The 24,929-nt window shown below is 69.6% G+C and carries 21 protein-coding genes; 14 read left to right on the top strand and 7 right to left on the bottom strand.

The window, feature by feature from the left end:
- The first annotated feature begins 358 nt into the window (after positions 1-358).
- The 3 genes from yajC to secF all read left to right on the top strand — a co-directional run bounded on the left by yajC (position 359) and on the right by secF (position 3,691).
- Positions 359-703 carry a preprotein translocase subunit YajC gene (yajC, locus tag AB8810_RS15020; protein ID WP_145700623.1) on the top strand — a complete coding sequence of 115 codons (345 nt, stop codon included), beginning with the start codon at positions 359-361 and terminating at the stop codon, positions 701-703.
- 56 nt (positions 704-759) lie between these two features.
- Entirely contained in the window at positions 760-2,604 is a 1,845-nt protein-coding gene (gene secD, locus AB8810_RS15015) for a protein translocase subunit SecD (protein ID WP_179563914.1), read from the top strand.
- A gap of 121 nt (positions 2,605-2,725) precedes the next feature.
- Positions 2,726-3,691: a protein translocase subunit SecF gene (secF, locus tag AB8810_RS15010; protein WP_179563915.1), complete on the top strand. Its 966-nt coding sequence runs from the start codon at positions 2,726-2,728 to the stop codon at positions 3,689-3,691.
- 189 nt (positions 3,692-3,880) lie between these two features.
- On the opposite strand, the gene AB8810_RS15005 is transcribed toward secF, so the two are convergent.
- A complete protein-coding gene (locus AB8810_RS15005; protein ID WP_179563916.1) occupies positions 3,881-4,708 on the bottom strand; it encodes an inositol monophosphatase family protein in 828 nt (275 codons plus the stop codon).
- Positions 4,709-4,823: 115 nt separating this feature from the next.
- On the opposite strand from AB8810_RS15005, the gene AB8810_RS15000 reads away from it, so the two are divergent.
- The 3 genes from AB8810_RS15000 to AB8810_RS14990 all read left to right on the top strand — a co-directional run bounded on the left by AB8810_RS15000 (position 4,824) and on the right by AB8810_RS14990 (position 8,845).
- On the top strand, positions 4,824-5,585 hold the full coding sequence (locus AB8810_RS15000) for an RNA methyltransferase (protein WP_179563917.1): 762 nt from the start codon (positions 4,824-4,826) through the stop codon (positions 5,583-5,585).
- A gap of 234 nt (positions 5,586-5,819) precedes the next feature.
- Positions 5,820-6,710 (top strand): phosphate/phosphite/phosphonate ABC transporter substrate-binding protein, encoded by an 891-nt coding sequence (locus AB8810_RS14995; protein ID WP_191824838.1) that lies wholly within the window; start codon positions 5,820-5,822, stop codon positions 6,708-6,710.
- Positions 6,707-8,845 carry a bifunctional diguanylate cyclase/phosphodiesterase gene (locus tag AB8810_RS14990; protein WP_191824655.1) on the top strand — a complete coding sequence of 713 codons (2,139 nt, stop codon included), beginning with the start codon at positions 6,707-6,709 and terminating at the stop codon, positions 8,843-8,845. Before AB8810_RS14995 ends, AB8810_RS14990 begins: the two co-directional genes overlap by 4 nt.
- A 115-nt stretch (positions 8,846-8,960) precedes the next feature.
- Here AB8810_RS14990 and AB8810_RS14985 read toward each other — a convergent pair whose 3' ends face one another.
- Positions 8,961-9,989: a glycoside hydrolase family 43 protein gene (locus AB8810_RS14985; RefSeq protein WP_369914079.1), complete on the bottom strand. Its 1,029-nt coding sequence runs from the start codon at positions 9,987-9,989 to the stop codon at positions 8,961-8,963.
- Positions 9,990-10,250: 261 nt separating this feature from the next.
- Positions 10,251-11,282, bottom strand: a complete 1,032-nt coding sequence (gene epmB / locus AB8810_RS14980; RefSeq protein WP_369914078.1) for an EF-P beta-lysylation protein EpmB — start codon at positions 11,280-11,282, stop codon at positions 10,251-10,253.
- Positions 11,283-11,383: 101 nt separating this feature from the next.
- On the opposite strand from epmB, the gene efp reads away from it, so the two are divergent.
- From efp to AB8810_RS14950, 6 genes are all read left to right on the top strand, one after another.
- Entirely contained in the window at positions 11,384-11,950 is a 567-nt protein-coding gene (gene efp, locus AB8810_RS14975) for an elongation factor P (RefSeq protein ID WP_179563921.1), read from the top strand.
- A gap of 123 nt (positions 11,951-12,073) precedes the next feature.
- Complete coding sequence (locus AB8810_RS14970; RefSeq protein WP_206228547.1) at positions 12,074-12,724, top strand: TMEM175 family protein; 651 nt, start codon at positions 12,074-12,076, stop codon at positions 12,722-12,724.
- A 25-nt stretch (positions 12,725-12,749) separates the two neighbouring features.
- Entirely contained in the window at positions 12,750-14,084 is a 1,335-nt protein-coding gene (locus AB8810_RS14965) for a TRZ/ATZ family hydrolase (protein ID WP_179563923.1), read from the top strand.
- Positions 14,085-14,136: 52 nt separating this feature from the next.
- Complete coding sequence (ubiG, locus tag AB8810_RS14960; protein WP_179563924.1) at positions 14,137-14,874, top strand: bifunctional 2-polyprenyl-6-hydroxyphenol methylase/3-demethylubiquinol 3-O-methyltransferase UbiG; 738 nt, start codon at positions 14,137-14,139, stop codon at positions 14,872-14,874.
- Positions 14,864-15,574, top strand: coding sequence for a phosphoglycolate phosphatase (locus AB8810_RS14955; protein ID WP_369914077.1), 711 nt, complete (start codon positions 14,864-14,866; stop codon positions 15,572-15,574). Before ubiG ends, AB8810_RS14955 begins: the two co-directional genes overlap by 11 nt.
- A gap of 21 nt (positions 15,575-15,595) precedes the next feature.
- Positions 15,596-16,297, top strand: coding sequence for a phytoene/squalene synthase family protein (locus AB8810_RS14950; protein WP_369914076.1), 702 nt, complete (start codon positions 15,596-15,598; stop codon positions 16,295-16,297).
- Positions 16,298-16,421: 124 nt separating this feature from the next.
- Here AB8810_RS14950 and AB8810_RS14945 read toward each other — a convergent pair whose 3' ends face one another.
- The 4 genes from AB8810_RS14945 to eat all read right to left on the bottom strand — a co-directional run bounded on the left by AB8810_RS14945 (position 16,422) and on the right by eat (position 21,798).
- Positions 16,422-17,603, bottom strand: coding sequence for a putative acyl-CoA thioester hydrolase (locus tag AB8810_RS14945; protein ID WP_369914075.1), 1,182 nt, complete (start codon positions 17,601-17,603; stop codon positions 16,422-16,424).
- A gap of 544 nt (positions 17,604-18,147) precedes the next feature.
- Positions 18,148-18,975: an ethanolamine ammonia-lyase subunit EutC gene (gene eutC / locus AB8810_RS14940; protein ID WP_369914074.1), complete on the bottom strand. Its 828-nt coding sequence runs from the start codon at positions 18,973-18,975 to the stop codon at positions 18,148-18,150.
- An 11-nt stretch (positions 18,976-18,986) separates the two neighbouring features.
- Positions 18,987-20,381 carry an ethanolamine ammonia-lyase subunit EutB gene (locus tag AB8810_RS14935; RefSeq protein WP_206259601.1) on the bottom strand — a complete coding sequence of 465 codons (1,395 nt, stop codon included), beginning with the start codon at positions 20,379-20,381 and terminating at the stop codon, positions 18,987-18,989.
- Between the two features lie 49 nt (positions 20,382-20,430).
- Positions 20,431-21,798, bottom strand: a complete 1,368-nt coding sequence (gene eat / locus AB8810_RS14930) for an ethanolamine permease (RefSeq protein WP_369914073.1) — start codon at positions 21,796-21,798, stop codon at positions 20,431-20,433.
- A 492-nt stretch (positions 21,799-22,290) separates the two neighbouring features.
- On the opposite strand from eat, the gene AB8810_RS14925 reads away from it, so the two are divergent.
- The gene (locus tag AB8810_RS14925; protein WP_369914072.1) at positions 22,291-23,976 is read left to right on the top strand and encodes a diguanylate cyclase; all 1,686 of its coding nucleotides are present in this window, start codon (positions 22,291-22,293) and stop codon (positions 23,974-23,976) included.
- Positions 23,973-24,929, top strand: a complete 957-nt coding sequence (locus AB8810_RS14920; protein ID WP_241092791.1) for a hypothetical protein — start codon at positions 23,973-23,975, stop codon at positions 24,927-24,929. Before AB8810_RS14925 ends, AB8810_RS14920 begins: the two co-directional genes overlap by 4 nt.

Below are 24,929 nucleotides of genomic sequence, written 5' to 3'. Positions count from 1 at the left end.
GGCACCTTCTCCCGGTGGGAGAAGGGGGGGGCTGCGGCCTGCTTCAGTAAGTGGCGGCGGCCTGTCGTAGCGGGAATAAGCCCCTCTCCCGTCGGGAGAGGGGTTGGGGTGAGGGTACGGGCGCAGCCTCGCGAGCATCGAAAGCACAGGAAGCTTTGCCCGTACCCTCATCCGCCGCTGCGCAGCACCTTCCGCCGAGAAGGGGGCTTGCTGCCGGTGGGAGAAGGCAGGGCGCGACGGTCGTTCCGGGCGTAAGGGGAGATCGTGGCATAATCGGCGGCTGCTTGCCGCCTCCGGCGACAAACCAGCAGTCCGCGCCTTCACCGGCGACGGGCTGCCCAAACCATAGGACACACCGATGAACCCGCTCGATTTCCTGATTCCCGTAGCCCAGGCGCAGACCGCCGGTGCCGCTCCTGCCGCTGGCGGCGGCATGCAGATGTTCCTGCTGCCGATCATCCTGATCGCGGTGATGTACTTCGTGATGATCCGCCCGCAGATGAAGCGGCAGAAGGAGCACAAGTCGATGCTGGACAAGCTCGGCCGCGGCGACGAGGTCATCACCTCCGGCGGCGTGGCCGGCGTGGTCACCGACATCGGCGACAACTTCATCACCGTGGAAATCGCCGACAACGTGCGCATCCGCGTGCAGAAGGGCGCCATCGGCAACGTGCTGCCCAAGGGCACGCTGAAGTCCGCCTGATCCATTTCTCTTACTGCTAGGCGCGGCGCCGGCGTGGCGTCGCGCGGGGTCCTGCAATGCTCGAGTTTCCGCGCTGGAAGTATTTCCTCATCCTGATCGTGCTGGCGTTCAGTGCGTTGTACGCGCTGCCCAACGTCTACCAGAAGGACCCCTCGGTACAGATCACCGCCAGCCGCGGCGGCCAGCTCGACGAGGCCCTGCGCGAGCGGGTCAGCGCCGAACTGAAGGCGGCCGGGATCACTCCCAAGTCGGTGGCCAAGGAGGGCGACAGCCTGATGGTGCGCCTGCCGAGCCTGCAGGCGCAGACCCGCGCCAACGACATCCTGCGCCAGCAGGTGGGCGAGAACTACACGGTGGCGCTGAACCTGGCCTCGACCGTGCCGCAGTGGCTGTCGGCGATCGGCGGCAAGCCGATGGTGCTGGGCCTGGACCTGGTCGGCGGCGTGCACTTCGCGCTGCAGGTGGACCAGAAGGCGGCGCTGGACAAGCGCCTGGACGCCTTCGCCGAGGACATCCGCACCACGCTGCGCGACAGCCGCATTGCCTACCGCTCGGTCGAGCGCCGTGCCGACAACAGCATCCAGGTCGGCCTGGGCGAGGGCGCCGACGTCAACGCCGCGCGTGCCGCGCTGGCCAAGGCGCAGCCGACGCTGAGCTATGCCGTATCCGGGCAGACCATCGCGGTCAGCGTGCCCGACGCCGAGCTCAAGCAGATCGCCGCCGGCGCGATCGAGCAGAACCTGACCACGCTGCGCAACCGCGTCAATCAGCTGGGCGTGGCCGAGCCGATCATCCAGCGCCAGGGCGAAGACCGCATCGTGGTCGAACTGCCGGGCGTGCAGGACACCGCCGAGGCCAAGCGCATGATCGGCGCCACCGCCACGCTGGAGTTCCGCGGCGTGGTCGAGGGCAATGCCGAGGACGCAGTGCGCACCGGCAACATCCCGCCGGAGGCCAAGGTGTTCCGCCTGCGCGACAGCGGTGCCCCGGTGCTGCTGAACAAGCGCGTGCTGGTGTCCGGCGACCAGATGGTCAACGCCACCGTCAGCAACGACCAGAACGGCCTGCCGGCGGTGTCGGTCACGCTCAACAACGTCGCCGGCCAGCGCATGTTCGACTACACCAGCGCCAACACCGGCAAGCTGATGTCGGTGGTCTACATCGAGCGCATCCCGACCGTGAGCATGGTCGACGGCAAGGAAGTGCGCAGCGTGCGGGTCAAGGAAGAAGCCCTGGCGCCGACCCGCATCGCCGGCGTGTTCGGCAAGAACTTCCAGACCACCGGCCTGGAGAAGGTCGAGGCCGAGAACCTGGCCAAGCTGCTGCGCGCCGGTTCGCTGGCCGCGCCGATGGACTTCGTCGAGGAATACGTGATCGGCCCGAGCCTGGGTGCGGAGAACGTCGAACGCGGCGTCACCGCGGTGCTGTACGCGTTCCTGTTCACCCTGGTGTTCTTCGGCGTGTACTACCGCATGTTCGGCGCGATCACCTCGGTGGCGCTGCTGATGAACCTGCTGATTGTGGTCTCGGTGATGTCGCTGTTCGGCGCCACCATGACCTTGCCCGGCTTCGCCGGCCTGGCCCTGTCGGTCGGCCTGTCGGTGGACGCCAACGTGCTGATCAACGAACGTATCCGCGAGGAGCTGCGGCTGGGCGTCCCGCCGAAGTCGGCGATCGTGGCCGGCTACGACAAGGCGGGCGGCACCATTCTCGACGCCAACCTCACCGGCCTGATCGTCGGCGTGGCCCTGTATGCGTTCGGGACCGGCCCGCTGAAGGGATTCGCGTTGACCATGATCATCGGCATCTTCGCTTCGATGTTCACCGCGATCACCGTGTCGCGCGCGCTGGCGACGCTGATCTACAGCCGTCGCAAGAAGCTCAAGTCGCTGGCGATCTGAGCCGCACGCGAATCCTTCGCACGACCCTGCGCATCGCTGCGCAGGGGATGAACAATGCGAGTCCTTCGCAAGAGCCCGCCCATCGATGTGCGGGGTCCAAAAAATTGAAGAGCATGTCTCCATGAAAATCTTCCCGCTTCATCTGATCCCGAACGACACCAAGATCGACTTCATGCGTTGGCGGCGTCCGACCCTGGTGCTGATGCTGGTGCTGGCGGTGGCGTCGCTCGGGGTGATCTTCGCCAAGGGCTTCAACTACGCGTTGGAATTCACCGGCGGCGCGCTGGTGCAGACCAGCTTCCAGAAGCCGGTGGACATCGACCATGTGCGCGAGCAGTTGGCCACCGCCGGCTTCGAGAACGCGCAGGTGCAGAACGTCGGCAGCGGCAACGAGATCGTGATCCGCCTGCAGCCGCAGGGCGAGCACAACAACGAGGACGTGACCAAGAACCTCGCCGAGCAGGTGCGCAAGGCGGTGACCACCGCGGAGAACCCGGCGACGGTGAAGCCGGGCGAATTCGTCGGCCCGCAGGTCGGCAAGGACCTGGCGCTGAACGGCGTCTACGCGACCCTGTTCATGCTGGTCGGCTTCCTGATCTACATCGGCTTCCGCTTCGAGTGGAAGTTCGCGGTGGTGGCCAGCCTGACCGCGCTGTTCGACCTGCTGGTGACGGTGGCCTACATCTCGCTCACCGGCCGCGAGTTCGACCTGACCGTGCTGGCCGGCCTGCTGTCGGTGATGGGCTTTGCGATCAACGACATCATCGTGGTGTTCGACCGCGTGCGCGAGAACTTCCGCAGCCTGCGCGTGGAGCCGGTGGAAGTGCTGAACCGCTCGATCAACCAGACCCTGTCGCGCACCGTGATCACCGCGGTGATGTTCTTCCTGTCGGCGCTGGCGCTGTACCTGTACGGCGGCAACTCGATGGAAGGCCTGGCGCTGACCCACATGATCGGCGCGATCATCGTGGTGGTGTCCTCGGTGATCGTGGCGGTGCCGCTGCTGTCGATCGGCCCGTTCCAGGTCACCAAGCAGGACCTGCTGCCCAAGACCAAGGACGTCGAGGCGTTGGCGCGTAGGCCCTGAGAAGCTGGGAATGGGGAGTCGGGAATGGGGAATCGCAAAGGCGTGATTCCCTGGCCCTCAAACAGTCCCATAAAAAAAGCCGCGCATCTGCGCGGCTTTTTTGTTGCTGTGGGGGGATTTCTCAGCGTCTCAACGTCGGCGGCAAACCGCTTTTCCGATTCCCCATTCCCGACTCCCCATTCCCAGCCCTCAAAACTTCGCGTCGAACTCCGCCGCATACCCCGTATTGACGATCAGCTTCTGCAGCGCTTCGCTGACCTTGATGTTGCCGGCCACGATCTGGTACTGCGGGGTGCCGCGGTCGTCGATGCGGCCCGGGGTGGCGCCCTTGAAGTCGGTGATGCGGCCGCCGGCCTCGCGCACCAGCAGCACGCCGGCGGCGATGTCCCAGGCCTTCACCCCGGCCTCGAAGTAGGCGTCGGTGCGGCCGCAGGCCACGTAGGCCAGGTCCAGCGCGGCCGAGCCGGTGCGGCGGATGTCCTCGGCCTGGACCATCAGCGCGTCCACGCACTTGAGCTGGGCGCTGGTGCGCTTGCGTTCGCGCGGGGCGAAGCCGGTGTTGACCATCGCCCCGTTCAGTTCCTTGCGCTCGCTGACGCGGATGCGGCGGTCGTTGAGCACCGCGCCGTTGCCGCGGCTGGCGGTGAACAGCTCGTTGCGCAGCGGATCGAAGATCACCGCGTCGATCGGCTCGCCGTTTTCGACCAGGGCGATCGACACGCAGTAATGCGGGAAGCCGCGCAGGTAGTTGCTGGTGCCGTCGAGCGGGTCGATCACCCACATGTAGCGGCCGCCGCCCTGCACGCCGCCTTCCTCGCCCATCACCCCGTAATCGGGATAGGCGCGGCGCAGTTCCTTGACGATCACCTTCTCCGCGTCGGCATCGACTTCGCTGGCGTAGTCCATGCGGTCCTTCTGCACCACGTTCAGCGCTTCCAGCCGGTTGATGTGGCGCAACAGCACATTGCCGGCGAGGCGGGCGGCCTTGACCATGACGGTGACGGCGGGTTTTTGCATGGCAACGGCTCCCGAGAGGGCGGAGAAGGATCTGGCGGAGGAAAAGAACAGTCCGGCGCGAAGGCCGGCCGCACAGTTTACCATCTACGCCCCGTTCGCTCCGCATCTTCCTGCCATGACCGCATCCGCCCGCATCCGCTTCGTCCTGGTCGGTACCCAGCACCCCGGCAATATCGGGGCGGCGGCGCGGGCGATGAAGACCATGGGCCAGGCGCGGCTGGTGCTGGTGGCGCCGGAGCGCGCGCTCGACGAGGACGGCTACCGGCGCTCGGCCGGCGCCGAGGACGTGCTGCAGCAGGCGCCGGTGCTGGCCACCCTGGCCGAGGCGGTCGCCGACTGCCAACTGGTGCTCGGCTGCACCGCGCGCAGCCGGCGGGTGTCGCTGGAAGAACTGCTGCCGGCGGACGGTGCGCAGCGGCTGGTGAGCGCCGCCGCCGAGCAGGCCGAGGTGGCGCTGGTGTTCGGGCGCGAGCGCACCGGCCTGACCAACGAGGAACTGCAGCTGTGCCACGCGGCGGTGCACATTCCCTCCGATCCCGCATTCAGTTCGCTCAACCTGGCCGCGGCGGTGCAGGTGCTGGCCTACGAACTGCGTCTGGCGCTGCTGCGCGGCGAGGCCGCGGCGCCGGCCGCCGCGGAACCCGGTTTCCGCGAGGCGCCGGCCAGCCATGCGCAGCTGGAGGGCCTGTTCGGGCAGTTGGCCGACACCCTGGACGACATCGACTTCCACAAGGGCCGCGCGCCGGATTCGGCGATGCGCAAGCTGCGCCGGCTGTTCCTGCGCAACGCGCTGACCGAGCAGGAAGTGCGGCTGCTGCGCGGCATCCTGTCCGATGCGCAGCGCATGGCGCGGCTGGCGGGCCAGGCGCGCAGTTAGTTTCGCGACTCGGGACTCGGGACCCGGCAAAGCGGGGATTCCGGTCGTCGGCGACGGATCGCTTGTCGCAGCGCACCGCAAGTTCTCTCCCTTGCTGCGCCATGACCGCCCCGAATCCCAAATCCCAAATCCCCAATCCCGGCGTCACCAGCTGTCGCCGGCTGACGCTTTCGGCTAGGCTTACAGCCTCTACATGGGGAATGTGGTTTGCAAAATCCGCGGTGGCGTTTCGTCATGGTGTGGCTGGCGCTGGCGATCTGCTGGCCTGGGCTGGCGCACGCGCGTCCGACGGTGCTGGTCCTGGGCCGCATCAGCGACAACCCCAAGGCCCATTACGAGCAGTTGAAGCCGTTGCTGGACTACGTGGTGCCGCGCATGCGCGATGTCGGCATCACCTCCGGGCAGATCCTGATGGCCCGCGACAGCCAGCAGATGAGCAGCTACCTGCGCCGCGGCCGCGTCGACTGGGTCACCGAGACCGCGGCCACCGCGATGGCGCTGCAACAGCGCGGCGGGGTGCGGCCGCTGCTGCTGACCGAGCGCAACGGCGTGCGCGAGTACCGCACGGTGTTCTTCGTGCGCCGCGACGGGCCGGTGCACACCCTGCACGACCTGCAGGGCCGCACCCTGGCACTGCAGAGCACCTTGTCCACCAGCGCCTACCTGGTGCCGATGATGACCCTGTTCGAGCACGATCTGCATCCGGAGATCCTGCTCTCGCCGAAGGATCAGGCCTCGGCGAACACGGTCGGCTACGTGTTCGCGCGCTCCGAGCTCAACATCGCCTCCTACGTGCACAAGCACCTGGTCGACGCCGGCGCGCTGAGCAACCTGGACTGGGACGACGACCGCCGCGTGCCGCCCGCGTTCCGCCGCGATTTCCGGGTGATCTACCGCACCGAGCCGTTCCCGCGCGCGGTGGAGATGGTGCGCAGCGACCTGGCCTCGCCGGTGGAGGCGCGTCTGCGCGAGGTGTTGCTGGAAGCCGCCGACGACCCGCAGGGCAGCGCCGCGCTGCACAAATTCTTCGGCACCTCCGGCTTCTACCCGGTCGATCCGGCCTCGCAGAAGCGGCTGGACCAGCTGCGTGCCGGCGTTGCGCAGGTCAAGCTGGAAGTCGAATGAAGAGGCTGCGTTTCGGATTGCAGGCCAGGTTCCTGCTGGCGATGGGCGTGGCCGCGTTGCTGATCATGGCGATCCTGGCGTTGATGCTGGAGCGGCAGGCGGCGATGCAGAACGAGGTGCGCACGCTCAGCGGCAACGTGATCCATGGCCTGTTCGACCGCAGCATGCGCACCCGCGGCGAAACCCTGGCGCGGCAGCTGTCCGATTCGCTGGCCAATCCGGTGTACTACTCGGACCTGGACGCGATCGGCACCCAGGTGCGCGCGGCGCTGGGCTACGTGGCGGTGGCCTACGTGCTGGTGTACGACGCCGACGGCCGCCTGATCCACGACGGCAGCGACGATCTGCCCGGCTACGGCCAGCGCATGCGCGGTCCGATGGCCGATGCGGCGATCAAGGCCAACGGCCTGCTGGCGCAGGAATCCGACGAGATCCTGGACGTGTCGATGCCGATCATGATCGGCGACCAGCGCGTGGGCGGGGTGCGCGTGGGCATGTCCTGGACGCGGGCGCTGGTCTACGAGCGCAAGGCCGGCGAGAACCTGGACGAACGCCTGGATGCGCTGGGCAAGCGCCATCTGGGCTGGCTGTTGCTGCTGCTGGCGGCGCTGGGGCTGACCGCGGTGATGGTGGCGATCTACGTGCAGCGCACGCTGGTGGCGCCGGTGCGCTGGCTGGCCGCGGCCGCGCGCCAGATCGAGGCCGGCGACTACGTGGTGGAGCGCCGCGACAGCGGCCGCCACGACGAGGTCAGCGAACTGCTGCGCGCGTTCGGGCGCATGAGCGAGGCGATCGCGCGCCACGACCGCGACGTGCGCCACATGGCCTATACCGATGCCCTGACCGGGCTGACCAACCGGCTCGCGTTCCGCGAAGCGCTGGACCACCGCATGCTGTCGGCGCGCGCCTCGCATCGGCGCCTGGCGCTGCTGTTTGCCGACATCGACGACTTCAAGCGGATCAACGACACCCTCGGCCACGAGGCCGGCGACGAGGCGCTGCTGCAGTTCGCGCGGCGCATCCAGCTGGCGGTGGATCAGCTGGGCGGGCACGACGCGCTGCTGGCGCGCTTCGGCGGCGACGAGTTCGTGATCCTGGTCGAGGACGAGCACGTGGTGCAGGTCGCCACCGGCCTGGCCGAGCGCCTGGTGCAGGAACTGCGCGAGCCGCTGCGGATCCAGGACCGCGAGGTGTTCATGGGCACCTCGATCGGCATCACCGTCTACCCCGGCGATGCCGAGGACGCCTCGGCGCTGTTGAAGAACGGCGACATCGCGATGTACCAGGCCAAGTTGGCCGGCAAGAACTGCCACCGTTTCTACAGCCGCGCGATGGACTATGCGGTGGAGCGGCGCGTGCACATGGAGCACGAGTTGCGCGGCGCCTGGGACCGCGACGAACTGAAGCTGGTGTACCAGCCGATCTTCCGCACCCTGGACCGGCGCATGGTCGGCGTGGAAGTGCTGCTGCGCTGGCAGCATCCGGCGCTGGGCACGATCTCGCCGACGGTGTTCATCGACGTGGCCGAGCAGAGCGGGTTGATCGAGAGCATCGGCCCCAAGGTGCTGCGTGCGGCCTGCATGGAGGCCACGCAATGGCAGCGCTTCGACGGCAGCCGCGACCTGTTCGTATCGGTCAACGTGTCGCCGCGGCAGCTGCGCAGCGGCGACCTGCCGGAAATCGTGGCCGACTGCCTGCGCGAATCCGGGCTGCCGGCGGCGCAGCTGCACCTGGAACTGACCGAGACCGCGGTGATCGGCGACGAGCTGCAGGCCGCGAGCATGCTGGCGCGGTTGCATCGCACTGGGGTCAAGGTGTGGCTGGACGACTTCGGCACCGGCTTCTCCGGGCTGAGCCACCTGCGCCAGGTGCCGGTGGACGGGGTCAAGATCGACAAGAGCTTCGTCGCCGACCTGCAGCGCGATCCCGACGACCTGGCCCTGACCACCGCGATCATCGCCATGGCGCATTCGCTGGGCATCACCGTGGTCGCCGAGGGCATCGAGCAGGAAGTGCAGTTCGAACTGCTGCGCGAGCGGGGCTGCGAACTGGGGCAGGGGTTCTGGCTCAGCCATCCGCTCAGCGCCACCGAGTTCCGGCAACTGCTGGCCAACGAGGGCATGCCGCGCGACTAGGCGCGGTGCCGATTCGGACGATCGCGCGCGTTTTTTGTAGGAGCGGCTTCAGCCGCGACAGGCATTGTCGGTAACGCCTGTCGCGGCTGAAGCCGCTCCTACGAAAGGCGGTGCCTCACCGCGCCACGTCGGGAATCGACACCCCGGCCTGGCTCTGCCGCACCGGTTGCATGGTGCCGTCCGGGTTGTAATGCAGGTACTCCACCGTCACCGCGCGCCGGCCGATGGCGCCGTTCAAGTCGCCGATCGCCAGGGTCGCGTTGTGCAGGAACAGGTACCAGTGCCGCTTGAACTCGACGATGCCCGGGTGGATGGTGAAGCTGTACTTGCCCGAGCCGGTCAGTTCGCCGCGATAGGTCCACGGCCCGGTGATGGCCGGCGCGGTCGAGTAGGACACGTGCTCGTCGCGTTGCGTGGCCCGGTCCAGCGAGGCGTAGGTCAGGTAGTACAGATCGCCGCGCTTGTGCAGCCACGGGCCTTCCTCGAAATGCGGCGGGGTGATCTCGCGGATCGGGCCGTCGAGTTCGATCATGTTCGGCTTGAGCTTGGCCAGATAGCACTGGCGGTTGCCCCAGGCGATCCAGGTGCTGCCGTCGTCGTCGGTCAGCACGGTCGGGTCGATGTCTTCCCAGCTGTGCGTGCCCTTGGGCGTCATCTCGTTGGTGATCAGCGCCGAGCCGCGCGCGTCCACGAACGGGCCGGTCGGCGTATCCGCGACCGCCACCGCGATCGCCTTGCCCGGATGCGTGGCGTCGTGCTCCACCGCCGCGTAGAAATAGAACTTGCCGTTCTTCTCGATGGCCTGCGATGCCCACGCATCCTGCTTGGCCCACTTGAAATCCTTGACGTTCATGATCGGCGCATGCGCGGTCCAGGTCTTCATGTCCCTGGTCGAATAGACCAGCCACTCGCGCATGGTGAACATCTCGTCGCGCTGCGCCTCGTCGTGGCCGACGTACAGATACAGCGTGTCGCCGACCACCAGGGGCGCCGGGTCGGCGGTGAACCGGTCGCGGACGATCGGATTGGAGCCGGCGGCCGCTGGCGGCTCCGCCGCGACCGCTGCGGTTGCCGCCGCGGCAAGCAGCGCCACGAGTGCGAAGCGGCATCGCCGGCGGCGCCAGGTCTTGGTCAAGGCATGCATCGGGGTCTCCCTTTGATAGCGCTAGCATCGCGGCGCAGCGGCGGCCGCATGCGCAGCCTAACTGAAGTGCCGGGACCGGGGACTCGGGACTCGGAGGAGTGGGGCGCCAGTACTGCAAGGCTCTTAATAAAATTGGCCGCGTAGATGGCGACTTTTTTATTCGGTAAAGGGTGCCAGGGAATGGGGTGTTGCCATCGTTCCCGGCGTCCCCGCTTTTGCTGTTCCGGGTCCCCGGTCCCGCGTCCCGAGTCCCGGCTCAACCTACAACGGGCGCTTGCCCGTATCGCCAGGGATCTCGCGCACCAGCTTCGGCACCAGATAGCCGGACAGCCGCGCGGCCAGGGCCTGGTGCAGCGCACGCGCGGTGGCGTCGTCCACTTCGAAATGGGCCACGCCTTCGACCTTGTCCAATTGGTGCAGGTAGTAGGGCAGCACGCCGGCGGCGAAGCTGCGCTCGCTCAAGGCGGCCAGCGCAGCGACGCTGTCGTTGACCCCGCGCAGCAGCACCGCCTGGTTCAGCAGTTGCGCGCCGGTGCCGCGCAGCTGCGCCAGCGCGGCATCCACGCTGGCGTCGAATTCGTTGGCGTGGTTGGCGTGGATCACGAACGCCACTGGCCACGGCAGCGTGCGCAGCCAGGCCAGCAGCGGCGCATCGACGCGCTCGGGCAGTACCACCGGCAGGCGGCTATGGAGACGCAGGCGCTTGAGGTGTGGAATGGCCGCCAGCGCCTCGCTCAGCTCGACCAGCTTGGAGGTGGCCAGCGACAGCGGGTCGCCGCCGGACAGGATCACCTCGTCGATGTCCGGATCGGCGGCGATCGCCGCCACCGCCTCGCGCCAGCTGTCGCGCGCCGCGGTCTCCTCGGCATACGGGAAGTGGCGGCGGAAGCAGTAGCGGCAGTGCACCGCGCAGCTGCCGGTGGCGACCAGCAGCGCGCGGCCACGGTATTTCTGGATCACCCCGTCGGCCTTCTTGGCCGCGGCGTCGCCGACCGCGTCCAGCGCGAAGCCCGGCACCCGGCGCAGCTCGGCGTCGATCGGCAGCACCTGGCGCAGCAGCGGATCGTGCGGGTCGCCATGGCGCATGCGTGCGACGAAGCCGCGCGGCACGCGCAGCGCGAACTGCGTCGCAGCCTGTTCGGAGACGCCGAGCGCCTGCGGGTCCAGCCCCAGCAATGCCAGCAACTCGCGCGGGTCGCGCACGGCATCGCGCCACAGCTGCTGCCAGCGCGGCGGGGCCAGGAAGGCGGGGGACGGGGACGGCTGCATCGGGCGGGGGGCTGCGGTTATCATATGCGGTCATAAAACGAGTGCCCGCCGGTTGCGGCGGGGCTTTCCATTCTATCCGGCCGGCCGCCGAACGCGGCGGGTTTGCCTTACCCGAGGAGTTTCAGATGGCCAGCTACGGCATGAACGACGTCAAGACCGGGATGAAGATCCTGGTCAACAACGAACCCGCGATCATCACCGAGACCGAATACGTGAAGCCGGGCAAGGGCCAGGCCTTCACCCGCATCAAGTACCGTTTCATCAAGTCCGGGCGCGTGGTCGAAATGACCATGAAGGCGACCGACAGCGTGGAAGCGGCCGACGTGGTCGATACCAACATGCAGTACCTGTACACCGACGGCGAGTACTGGCACTTCATGCAGCAGGAGACCTTCGAGCAGGTGCAGGCCGACAAGGTCGGCGTCGGCGACGCCGCCAAGTGGATCAAGGGCGAGGAGGATTGCGTGGTGACGCTGTGGAACGGCACCCCGATCCAGGTCACCCCGCCGAACTTCGTCGAACTGAAGATCGTCGAGACCGACCCGGGCGTGCGCGGCGACACCTCCGGCGGCGGCGGCAAGCCGGCCACGCTGGAAACCGGCGCGGTGGTGCGCGTGCCGCTGTTCGTCGGCCAGGACGAAATCATCAAGGTCGATACCCGCTCGGGCGAGTACTTCTCGCGCGTCAAGTAAGCCGACGCGCCTGCGGCCGCAGCCGGCCGCGGGCGTGCCCATGCGCTGGCGTGCGGCGGCCAGGCACTGCAATGCCGGATCGCCGCGGGGCGGTGCCGGCCGACCCCGCTTCCAGGAATTTCCGTGACGACCAGCCACGCCGACAGCGCCGATGCCAAGTACCCGCACGACCGGGTCGTGTTCTTCAGCGATGCGGTCTTCGCCATCGCCATCACCTTGCTGGCGGTGGAGATCAAGGTGCCGGGGCATGCGCAGGTCGAGGCCGCCGGCGGCATCCTGGCCGCGCTGCACCGGATGCTGCCGCTGTTCATCGGCTTCGCGGTGAGCTTCCTGGTCACCGCGCTGTTCTGGAAGTCGCACCTGCAGCTGTGCCGGCATATCCGCCAGTTCGACGACCGGCTGATCTGGCTCAACGTGCTGCAGCTGCTGCTGATCGGCCTGCTGCCGTTTTCCACCGCGCTGTATTCGGACTATTTCGGCAGCCACGAGGCGTTCTCGGTGTATTGCGCGCATCTGGCCGCGATCGGCCTGGCCGCCTACCTGTTGCATGCCTATGCGGTGCGCAAGGAGGGCCTGGCGCAGCGCCTGGGCGCGCTGCAGGCGCGGGCGATGACGCTGCGCGTGGCGGTCGCACCGGTGGTGTTCGCGCTGTGCATTCCGCTGGCAATGGTGGCGCCGTGGCTTGGACGCCTGGGCTTCCTGGGGGTGTTCGTGTTGCAGTGGCTCGTGATGCGCGTGTACCAGCGGCGCATTCGCCAGGCGCAGGCCGCCTGATCCTTCCATTTCCAAAGAGCGTGCGATGACCTCCATTCCCGAATCCTGCGACCTGCTGATCGAAGCCGGCTACGTGGTCCCGATCGAGCCGCATGCGGTGGTGCTGGAAGACCACGCGGTGGCGGTGCGCGGCAGCGAGATCGTCGCGGTGCTGCCGCGCGCCGAGGCGCAGGCGCGCTTCGCTGCCGCGCGTACGGTGTCGCGTCCGGACGCGGCGCTGCTGCCGGGCCTGGTCAATGCGCACACCCACAATCCGATGACGCTGCTGCGCGGCATCGCCGACGACCTGCCGCTGATGGTGTGGCTGCAGCAGCACATCTGGCCGGTGGAGACCGCGGTGATCGGCCCGGAGTTCGTCGCCGACGGCACCGCGCTGGCGATCGCCGAGATGCTGCGCGGCGGCACCACCTGCGCCAACGAGAACTACTTCTTCTCCGACGTGCAGGCCGCGGTGTACAAGCAGCACGGTTTCCGCGCGCGGGTGGGCACGGTGATCATCGATTTCCCGACCGCCTGGGCCAAGACCTCCGACGAATACTTCGAACGCGCCTGCGAGGTGCACGACCAGTGGCGCGACGATCCGCTGATCGGCATCGCCTTCGCCCCGCACGCGCCGTACACGGTCAACGACGCCAACTTCGAGCGGGTGCGGATGCTGTCCGACCAGCTCGACGTGCCGGTGCACCTGCACACGCACGAGACCGCGCAGGAAATCGCCGACTCGCTCAAGCAGTACGGCCAGCGCCCGCTGGCGCGGCTTGACCGGCTCGGCCTGGTCAACGACCGCCTGATCGCGGTGCACATGACCCAGCTCACCGACGCGGAGATCCACCTGTGCGCCGAGCGCGGGGTCAGCGTGGTGCATTGCCCCGAATCCAACCTCAAGCTCGCCTCCGGCTTCTGCCCGGCCTGCGCGCTGCAGCGCGCGGGCGTGAACCTGGCGATCGGCACCGACGGCTGCGCCAGCAACAACGACCTGGACATGTTCAGCGAGAACCGCACCGCGGCGATCCTGGCCAAGGCGGTGGCCAACGACGCCACCGCGCTGGACGCGGCCACCACGCTGCGCGCGGCCACGCTGGGCGGCGCGCGCGCGCTGGGCTTCGGCGAGAAGATCGGTTCGATCGAGGTCGGCAAGCAGGCCGACCTGATCTGCGTGGACCTGTCGGCGCTGGAGACCCAGCCGCTGCACAACGTGCTGTCGCAGCTGGTGTATGCGGCCGGCCGGCAGCAGGTCAGCGACGTGTGGATCGCCGGCCAGCGCAAGCTCGAGCAGCGCATGCTGGTGGACATGGACGCCGACGCGCTGGTCGCCAACGCGCGGCAGTGGCGCGAGCGCATCCGCAGCGTGCACGCCTGATCCGCTTTACTGCCGTGCCGCGATCCGCGCGCGGCCCAACCGAGATGCCGCCATGACCGCTTCCGCTTCCAACACGTCCGCCAACTTCGATCAGGCCGAACTGGACAAGTTCGGCGCGCTGGCCACCCGTTGGTGGGACGCCGACGGCCCCCAGAAACCGCTGCACGCGCTGAACCCGGTGCGCCTGCGCTACGTCGCCGAGCGGCTGCCGCTGCGCGGCGCCAGCGTGCTCGACGTGGGCTGCGGCGGCGGCCTGCTCAGCGAGGCGCTGGCCAAGGAGGGCGCGCAGGTCACCGCGATCGACCTGTCGCCGGAGCTGGTCAAGGTGGCGCGGCTGCACCAGTTCGAATCCGGGGTGGAGGTCGACTACCGCGTGCAGTCGGTCGAGGACCTGGCCGCCGAGCGCCCGGGCAGCTTCGATGCGATCACCTGCATGGAGATGCTCGAGCACGTGCCCGATCCGGCGGCGATCGTGCGCGCCTGCGCGACCTTGCTCAAGCCCGGCGGCCAGCTGTTCCTGTCCACGCTCAACCGCACCCCGGCCGCGTTCGCGCTGGCCATCGTCGGCGCCGAGTACGTGGCGCGGCTGTTGCCCACCGGCACCCACCGCTACCAGGATTTCATCAAGCCGGCCGAGCTGGCGGCGTGGCTGCGCCAGGCCGAGCTGCAGCTGCACGACGTCAGCGGCATGCTGTACGAACCGTGGCGCAACCGCGCGCGGCTGTCCACGCGCACCGAGGTGAATTACCTGGCGTGTGCGGTGAAGCCGGGAATCGGGAATGGGGAGTAGGGAATCGGCACAGCCGCCGCGCGACGGATTCCCGCGCGCGGTGCTGTTCGACCTGGATGGCACGCTGCTGGACAGTGCGCCGGATCTGCTGGCCGCGGCCAATGCGTTGCTGGTCGAGCGCGGGCGTGACGCGCTGACCCTGGAACAGCTGCGCCCGGTGGTGTCCAAGGGTTCGCGGGCGATGCTGGGCGTCGCCTTTCCCGAGTTGCCGGCCGCCGCGCGCGATGCGCTGATTCCCGATTTCCTGCGCCAGTACGAAACCCTGATCGGCCGGCATTCGCAGTTGTTCGACGGCATCGCGGCGTTGCTGCAGCGGCTGGAAGACGCCGGCTGCCTGTGGGGCATCGTCACCAACAAGCCCGAATATCTGGCGCGGCTGATCCTGCCGCAGCTGGGCTGGGAACGGCGCTGCGCGGTGCTGATCGGCGGCGACACGCTGGCCGAGCGCAAGCCGCACCCGCTGCCGCTGCAGGTGGCCGCACAGCGCATCGAGGTGCCGCCGGCGCAGGTCGCCTACGTCGGCGACGACGAACGCGACATCCTCGCCGCGCGCGCCGCCGGCATGGCCTCGGTGGCGGTGCTGTGGGGCTACCGCCTGGACGGCGAGGATCCGCTGGCCTGGCGCGCCGATGCGCTGGTCGCCGCGCCCGCCGACTTGCTCGATGCGCGCGCCTGGCCGGGCGCGCCGCAGCTTCCCTGACCTTCCGGACTTCCCGATCGCATGAGCAGCACCTCCGCCCTGGATGCCTTCCTCGACAAATGGCGCAGCCGCTGGCCGGAATGGACGGTGGCCGAGACCTTCGTGCCGGCGCCGCAGCGCGCGCGCGCGGTGGCCTGGTTCGCGCTGCTGCAGGAATTCGACGACATCCTCAACATCGCCGGCGATCCGCTGCCGGCCGACGCCAAGCTGGCGTGGTGGGGCGAGGAATTGCGCAGCTGGGCCGGTCGCCGCTCGCGGCATCCGCTGGGGCGGGTGCTGGAGCCGGTCGCAGCGCCATGGGCGCAGTTGGCCGAGGCCTTGCCGGGGCTGCTCGCCTCGCGCGCGGCCGCGGCCGATCCGGCGCATGCCTACGAGCGCCTGGAGCCGTTCGCGCTGGCCGCGGCGCAGGTCGAATGCGCGGTGTTCGAGGCACAGCGCGACGCGGCGGCGGCGCTGGCCACGCAGGTGCTGGCGCAGCGGCTGGCCGACGCCGGCATCGCCGCGGTGCCGCTGTCGCTGCGCGGCGGCGAGGCGGCGCAGGCGCAGCAGCGCTGGGCGCAGGCCCTGCTGCAGCGCTGGCCGCGGCGCGTGGCCGGGCCGCGGCCGCGGCGCATCGTGTCGGCGCTGGCGCGTGCGCGGATCGGGCAGCAGGCCCGCGCCGTGCGCAAGCCGCCGAGCGCGATGGTCACGCTGTGGCGCGCCTGGTGGGCCGGCCTGGGCTGAGCGCCGGGCCGGTCCGCAGCGCCGCTCCTGCGCGCGCCCGGGGCCGCGTCGTCCCCGGGCGCAGACGCATGTCGGCTTGCTGCGGCGTGCTCGTGCGATGCCCGAGCGGGAGCGGCGGCGCGCCCTAGTCGGCGCTGCCGGCACCGCTGTTGGCGTACTCGAAGAAGCGGTTGGCCGATTGCGTGCAGCCGCTGCTGCAATACGGCCGGCCGACCGTGGACGCGTTCCATGGCGCGCTCTTGCGCACGTGCGCGCCCAAGGTGGATTCGCGGATCACCACCTTGCCGTTGGGCGAGCTGCCGTTGACGTAGTTGGACAGGCTGCCGACGCTCTCGTCCCAGGCGCGGCCCAGGTACACGGTGTTCGCCGACGGGCTGCCGACCGCGTCGAAGGTGCTGGCGACGGCCAGGAAGCCGTAGCCGCTGCCGGGGCGGGTGCTGGGGGCGAAGATCACCCCGCCGTTGCCGGCGCCGCGGCGCGCGGCGGTGTAGCGGATGGTGCTGCCGGAGAACACCGCCACGCCCGAGCCGAAGATGAAGTCGGTATCGCCCTCGATGCTGCCGCCCTTGAAGAACGCGCGAATCACCGTGTTGGCGCTGCCGGCGCTGACCAGCAGGGTGTCCTGGTTGCCGGTGAGCGCCACGTTCTCCAGCACCGCCTTGTCGCCGCGCAGTGCCAGCGCCACCGCCGACTGGTTGCTGCTGGCGTAGGTGTCCTCGACGTAGCTGTTGACGATCGCCAGGTTGCGCGCCTGGAACTGTGCCGCGCGCACGGTGACGGTGCCGCTGTCGGAGGTGCCGACGGTGGTGCTGGCCGCGTTGCTGGCGCAGGGGTGGGTGGCGCTGCCGCTGGGTTTTGGCGTCGGGTTGGCGTTGCCGAAGCTGATGGTGGTGTTGGCCGGCGCGCTGCCCAGGCCGAACAGGGTGATCGGCGGCGCCGCCGCGGGCACGCAGACCACTTCCTTGTAGGTGCCCGGCTTGACGCTGATGTAGCGCCGCATCGTGCCGCCAGCCGCGACCGCGGCATCGACCGCGGCCTGCACGGTGCGGTAGCGGGTGGAGCCGTCGGCGGCGACTGCATAGTCGGCCGTGAGCAGGGCGACGCCGGCGCTGGGGTTCCAGTTGTCGGTCGTCAGCGCGCCGATGGTGCCGGCCTGGGCCAGGTGCTTGGCGACGGTCTGGTTGGCCGCTTCCGAGCTGGTCAGTTGCGGCCTGGAGGCGGTACCGGTCAGCGCCCAGGCGGTGGCGATGGCGCCGCCGGCCAGGGCGAGGGTGGCGGGGATCTGGAACCAGCGCGATGCGGTCATGGCGGTGCTCTCTCGGTTGGGATGGGGCCTGCGCCACAGCGGCACACCGTCGCCGACAAGTAATTGATACCGGTGTCATCCGGTAGCCGCATGTTGGCGATCGGTGGCCATGGCGTGGCCGGCGCGAATGCTAGGCGCGCCTTGGCGCGCTGCCGTTCGATGCCGCAGCCAAATCCCGGTTGTGACGGAGCGATCACGCTTTGGCGCGGGACGCGACCCGGCCGCCGTCGTCGTCGGCGCGGCTTGTGTGATCGGTTGCAGCGCCTGCGTGGAATCGGATCCCAGGCCAGTCGGCGGCCCCGTGCGCACGTCGCGCAGGCTGCTGCGTTGCGCCACGGCGCTGCGCGATGCCCGACAGGATCGCAGGCCACGTTTTCAGGCGGAGGCCCGACGCCGGCAGCGTCGGTGAGGGCGCGTTGCCGAAGCGGTGCCGCGTGCAGCGCCTGCGTTTGCCGGGACCGCCGGTTGCGCGCGCAGCTACGTGTCTGCGGCGGCGCTGTCCATGGCGTGGACAGTCGGGGCGGGGCTCAGTCCCGGAGCCGACTCACTCGGGGATCAGGAAATTGCCCAGCGGCTTGCGTGGCGGATCGTCGTCGGCCGACAGCGCCGGCGTGTCGGCCTGGTCCTTCAGCTGCACGCCGGACAGCTGCCGCCGGCATGCCTCGCGCATCAGCCAGGCCAGTTTGTGCGCGGCCTGCGCATAGCTCAGGCCGGCCTCGCGCACATTGGAGATGCAGTTGCGGCAGGCGTCGTTAAGGCCCACGCGCGGGGCGTAGGTGAAGTACAGGCCGAGGCTGTCCGGCGAGCTGAGGCCGGGGCGCTCGCCGATCAGCACCACGCTCATGCGCGCGTCCAGCAGTTCGCCGATCTCGTCGCCGATCGCCACGCGGCCCTGTTCGACCAGCGCCACCGGCGCCAGCGTCCAGCCTTCGGCCGCGGCCAGCGCGTCGATGCGTTCCAGCATCGGCGTGGCGTGGCGATGCACCGCCAGCGCCGACAGGCCGTCGGCCACCACCACGGCCAGGTCGTAGCTGCGGCGTTGCATGGCGATGAGGCCGCGCAGTTCACTGGCCGCGTCCTCGCTCAGCCGGCGGCCCAGGTCGGGCCGCTGCAGGTAGCTGTGGCGGTCGGCCGCGGCGCTGCGCAGCGCGACGTGCGCGCGGCCGCGTGCGTCCAGCGCCGCGGCCAGCGGCGCCGGATCGAAGCGCAGGTGCACCGCGTCGCGCGCCTGCGCATGCGCGAACTGGAAGTCCAGTTGCGCCGCGGTCGGCAGGCTGGTGCCGGTGCGGCCCAGGGCGATGCGCGCCGGGGTCAGCCGGCGCAGCGCGGCCCAGGGATCGGCGCGGGAGGGGCGTTCGCTGTCGTCGTGCATGCGCGGCCCGCTCAGCTCAGTTGCGCCAGCGCGCGCCGGAACGCGGCCGGCGGCTCGTGGCCGAGGCGGAAGCGGCCGTTGTCCAGGCGCAGGATGTCCAGCCGCTCCAGCCAGGCCTCGAATTCCGGCGCCGGACGCAGGCCCAGCGCCTGGCGCGCGTACAGCGCATCGTGGAACGAGGTGGTCTGGTAGTTGAGCATCACGTCGTCGGAGCCGGGGATGCCCATGATGAAGTTGATCCCGGCGGTGCCGAGCAGGGTCAGCAGCACGTCCATGTCGTCCTGGTCGGCCTCGGCATGGTTGGTGTAGCAGATGTCGCAGCCCATCGGCACGCCGAGCAGCTTGCCGCAGAAGTGGTCTTCCAGGCCGGCGCGGATGATCTGCTTGCCGTCGTACAGGTATTCGGGGCCGATGAAGCCGACCACGGTGTTGACCAGCAGCGGCTTGAAGCGGCGCGCTACCGCGTAGGCGCGCACCTCGCAGGTCTGCTGGTCCACGCCGTGGTGCGCGTCGGCCGACAGCGCGCTGCCCTGACCGGTCTCGAAATACATCACGTTGTCGCCGACGCTGCCGCGCCTGAGGCTCAGTCCGGCCTCGTAGCCTTGCTGCAGCAGCGCCAGGTCGATGCCGAAGCTGGCGTTGGCCTTCTGTGTGCCGGCGATGGACTGGAACACCAGGTCCAGCGGCACGCCGCGTTCGATCGCCTCGATCGAGGTGGTGACGTGGGTCAGCACGCAGGCCTGGGTCGGGATCTGGTAGCCGGCGATCACCGCGTCGAGCATCTTCAGCAGTTCGCAGATGGTCTGGGTGTTGTCGCTGGCCGGGTTGATCCCGATCACCGCATCGCCGTTGGCGTACAGCAGCCCGTCGAGCACGCTGGCGGCGATGCCGGCCAGGTCGTCGGTGGGGTGGTTGGGTTGCAGCCGGGTGGACAGCCGCCCGCGCAAGCCGAGCGTGTTGCGGAACGCGGTGACCACGCGGATCTTCTGCGCCACCAGGATCAGGTCCTGGATGCGCATCAGCTTGGACACCGCCGCGACCATCTCCGGAGTCAGGCCCGGGGCCAGCGCGGCCAGCGCGGCTTCGTCGGCCGCTTCGCCGAGCAGCCAGTCGCGGAAGCCGCCGACGGTCAGGTGCGCTACCGGCGCGAACGCGGCGGCGTCGTGGCTGTCGACGATCAGCCGGGTCACCTCGTCGTCCTCGTAGGGAATCACCGCCTCGTGCAGGAAGTGCCGCAGCGGGAGATCGGCCAATGCCATCTGCGCCGCCACCCGCTGCGGCTCGCTGGCCGCGGCCAGCCCGGCCAGGCGGTCGCCCGAGCGTGCCGGCGTGGCCTTGGCCAGCAGGTCCTTGAGGTCGTCGAAGCGCCAGGTCTGGCCGCCGACGCTGTGTGCGAAACCGCTCATGCCGGATCCTCCTGCAGGCGCCCGCGCGCGGCGGGCGCCGTGTCCTCGATCATGCCTCGCCGCTGGCCTCGGCGGCGATGACGCCGCCGTTGCCGCGCAGGCTCAGCGCGCAGCAGCCGGCGCCGAGCAGCATCAGGCCCAGGAACAGCAGCGCCAGCAGCGCGTTGAACCACACCATCGCCGCCAGGCACACCAGGGCCAGCAGCAACGCCAGCGCCGGTACCAGCGGATAGCCCGGCGCGCGGTAGCTGCGTTCCAGCTGCGGCTCGGCGCGGCGCAGCTTGAACAGGCTGAGCATGCTCATGATGTACATGACGATGGCGCCGAACACCGACATGGTGATCATCGCCGCGGTCAGCGACATGCCCTGCACCTGCACCAGCCCGTCGCTGTAGATCGCCGCCACGCCGACCACGCCGCCGGCCAGGATCGCGCGGTGCGGGGTGCGGAAGCGCGACAGCCTGGCCAGGCCGTGCGGCAGGAAGCCGGCGCGCGCCAGCGCGAAGAACTGCCGCGAATAGCCGAGGATGATGCCGTGGAAGCTGGCCACCAGGCCGAACAGGCCGATCCACACCAGCATGTGCAGCCAGGTCGAGTTGTGCCCGACCACCGCCTTCATCGCCTGCGGCAGCGGATCGTTGATGTTGGACAGGGTGCGCCAGTCGCCGACGCCGCCGGCCATGATCATCACCCCGAACGCCAGCGTCACCAGGGTCAGGATGCCGGCGATGTAGGCGCGCGGAATGGTGCGCCTGGGGTCCTTGGCTTCCTCGGCGGCCATCGCCGCGCCCTCGATCGCCAGGAAGAACCAGATCGCGAACGGGATCGCGGCGAAGATGCCGCCGATCGCCGCCACGCTGAACGTGTCCGATCCGGCCCAGCCGCCGCGCACGAAGTTGGCCACGCTGAAGCCCGGCGCGACCACGCCCATGAACACCAGCAGCTCGATCACCGCCAGCACGGTGACGATCAGTTCGAAGGTGGCGGCGATGCCGACGCCGAGGATGTTCAAGGTCATGAAGATGGCATAGGCGCCGACCGCGGCCAGGCGCGGATCCAGGGTCGGGAACTGCACGTTGAGGTAGGCGCCGATCGCCATCGCGATCGCCGGCGGCGCGAACACGAACTCGATCAGCGTGGCGATGCCGGCAATCATGCCGCCGGCGGTACCGAACGCGCGCAGGCTGTAGGCGAACGGGCCGCCGGCGTTGGGGATGGCGGTGGTCAGTTCGGTGAAGCTGAAGATGAAACAGGTGTACATCACCGCCACCAGCACGGTGGTGACCAGGAAGCCGAGCGTGCCGGCGGCGCCCCAGCCGTAGCTCCAGCCGAAGTACTCGCCGGAGATCACCAGGCCCACGGCGATGCCCCACAGGTGCAGGGTGCCGAGGGTGGGTTTGAGCTTGTCGATCGTCATTGCGCACATCTCCTGGACGGGGGGAGGGAGAGCGAACGCCGCGGCGAACCACCGCGGGGACTGCGATTGCGCATTGCGCGCCGTTGCCGGCGCCGGGCCAGCCGCCTTTGCGCTGGCCGCCTCACGGTTATACCGCAAAGCAGCATGGCGCCGCGGGTTCGGTCCGCAGCCGCATTTGGATACGATCGATGGCGGCGGCTGCGCTATCCTCGGGCGCAGATTTCAGGGGGCCGTCAGTCCGGTGCGGGACGGGCCACGCCGTGTTGGCGCGGACGCGACGAGGAAGACCGAGTGGATGTAGGCCGATGAGCGAGCGCACGATGCCGCCGTACCGGGCGCGCTCAAGCGCGTTCCGTCGCTCTGTCGTGGCCGTCGTCCAGGCGGGGGAGGGCGTCGCTGGCGAGCGGCGCGTCCGTCGCGGCGCCAGACGCCAGCGGTTGCACGCCGGACACATGGCCCGTCCCCATCGCGCCGGCCGGCCCTGATCGACGTATGACGCGTTTGTGCCGTTGCTCGCGCTGGCTGCTGTTGCTGTGCCTGTGCGTGGCCGAAGGCGCGCTAGCGCAGCACGTGCACCTGCAACGCCTGCCGGCCGATCCGCCGGCCGCCGAGGTGGTGGCGGGCGCGCATCTGGCGCAAGTGCAGGACGGTGCGCATGGCAGCGCCCTGTACGAGCCGCTGAAGACGCCGACCTGGTGGCGCGTCCGCGCCGACCGTGCGATCGGCGCGGACGGCGATCCGCAACTGGTGCTGCAGGCGCCGTACCTGACCCGGGTCGAGGCCTGGGTGCCGGGCCAGGCCGCGCCGACCAGGCACGCGCTGTACGGCGCCGATGCCGACCTGCGCTATTCGACCCGCGCGCTGGTTATCGCGCTGCCGCACGGCCTGCCGCAGGGCGCCTCGGTGTGGCTGCGGGTGCATGCGGCGGCGGCGATCCCGATGCCGGTGTCGATCGCGCCGCTGGCGCAGGTGCACCGCGACGACCTGCACTACGTCGGCTGGCGCGCCTTCATCATCGGCTCGACCGTGGTGCTGGCGATCCTGGCGATCGCGCTGTGGGCACGCCTGCGCGAGCGGGTCTACGGCTACTTCACCGCCAACGTGCTGTGCGTGCTGCTGTATCTGCTGGGCATCGGCGGCGAAGCGCGGGCGGTGCCGGGCCTGGACATCCTGTTCGCTTCTTCGCCGGCGCCGATACGGATCGTGGCGGCGCTCGGCGGCTTCTTCATCATCAACTTCCAGCGCCGGCAGCTGGAAATGCACCGGCACCTGCCGCGGCTGGACCGGGTGCTGCAGGCCTGCGCCATGCTCTTGCTGTGCATCGCCGCGGCCTGCGCGATCTCGACGGCGGCGTGGCTGAGCCTGCTCGGCAACCTCACGCTGATCGTCGGCGCCATGTTGCTGCTGCCGTGCTCGCTGCTGCTCGCCTTGCGCGGGCAGCGCTACGCCTGGCACCTGCTGGCGTCGTGGGCGCCGCTGCTGACGTTCTGCGTGTTGCGCTGCCTGGAACTGAGCGGATGGCTGCGCCTGGACCAGGCCACGCCCTGGGTGGCGCACGGCATCAGCCTGGCGCTGGCCAGTTCGTGCCTGCTGGTGACGATCGGCCTGGCCGAACAGATGCTGGAACTGCGCCGCGACCGCGACCGGGTGAACCGGCTGGCGACGGTGGACGGCCTCACCGGCATGCTGACCCGCGCAGCGATGCAGCAGCGCCTGGCGCAGGCGATGCTGGACGCCGCGGCCGCCGCGCAGCCGCTGGCCGTGGCCTATATCGACATCGACCACTTCAAGCGCATCAACGACGTGCATGGCCATGCCGCCGGCGACGACTGCCTGCGCTGGGTCGCCGCCTGCGCCCGCGCGCGCCTGCGCAGCACCGACACGCTCGGCCGCCAGGGCGGCGACGAAATGCTGGTGTTGATCCCGGGCGCCACGCTCGCCGCGGCGCAGCGCGTGGCCGAAGACATCCGCCGGCATCTGCACGAACAGCCGCTGCAGCACGGCGGGCAGACGCTGTCATGCACGCTGAGCGTCGGCGTGGCCCAATGGCAGCCGGGCGAGAGCATCGAGTCGCTGCTGCAGCGCGCCGACGCCGCGCTCTACGCCAGCAAGGCCGCCGGCCGCAACCGGGTCAGCGTATCCCCCATCACGTCCCCCCACGAGGAGTCGCCGCCATGACCGCACGTCCCGCCGTTTCCCCGATCGATCCCGCGCAACTGCGCGTCGCCGACATCCTGCTGCAACTGGGCCGGGGGCCGGTCTCGGAACTGATCGCCTGGTGCGGCGACAGCATCTACAGCCATGCCGCGATCGTGGCCGACCAGGGCGACCTGATCGAGGCCGCGGCCAAGGGCGTGCGCCGCTATCCGCTGCAGCAGCGGTTGGCCGATACCGGCAACTATCTGCTGATCGACGCCTATCGCCCGCTCAGCTATGCCGGCGTCGCGCTGGACGATGCCGATCGCGCCAGCGTGCTGGCCAAGGCGCAGTCGCTGCTCGGCGTTCCGTATCCGCTGGACAGCCTGGCCACGCTGGGCGTGCTGGTGGCGATCCGCGGCAAGTGGCCGCAGCACTGGCTGGCGCGGATCGTGGTGCGCGAGGCGCTGGACCACCTGGTCCGCGACAACCCCTCGCACATGGTGTGCAGCGAGGTGGTGTATCGCGCCCTGGCCGAATGCGATGCGCAACCCAGCGGACGGCTGGCGCCGCAGATCGTGCTCAGCGGGCCGACCCACCTGCCGTTTCCGGACATGGACTGGAAAGCGCTGTGGGAGGAGGTGTGGCAGCTGTTGCATCCGCAGCGGCAGCAGGCGCTCGGCGACGTGGCGCAGCGCCTGGCCGCAGTGGAAGGCGCGCCGGCGGGCATGCTGGCGGCGTCGCTGACCGCGGTCGGCGACGACGAGCTGGCCGCGCGCGCCAATGCGGTGCGCGCCGGGCTGGGCCTGGAGCCGCTGCCGGTCACCACGCAGGCGGAGGACGACGGTTCGCTGCTGCTGGAGGCGGCTGCCGACGCCACGCCGACGCCACTGCCGCATCCCAATCCCAAGCTGGTGATGCCGCTGGACCTGGCCAACAGCCCTTCGCACGTGGTGCTGGGGCGGCTGTTGCAGGCGGAGGATGCGCCGGCGTAG

This window comes from Xanthomonas sp. NCPPB 3005, from assembly GCF_041228095.2.
Lineage (GTDB): Bacteria > Pseudomonadota > Gammaproteobacteria > Xanthomonadales > Xanthomonadaceae > Xanthomonas_A > Xanthomonas_A bonasiae.
The sequence above is the reverse complement of the archived record's forward strand: the minus strand, read 5'-3'. Positions and strand labels throughout refer to the sequence as shown.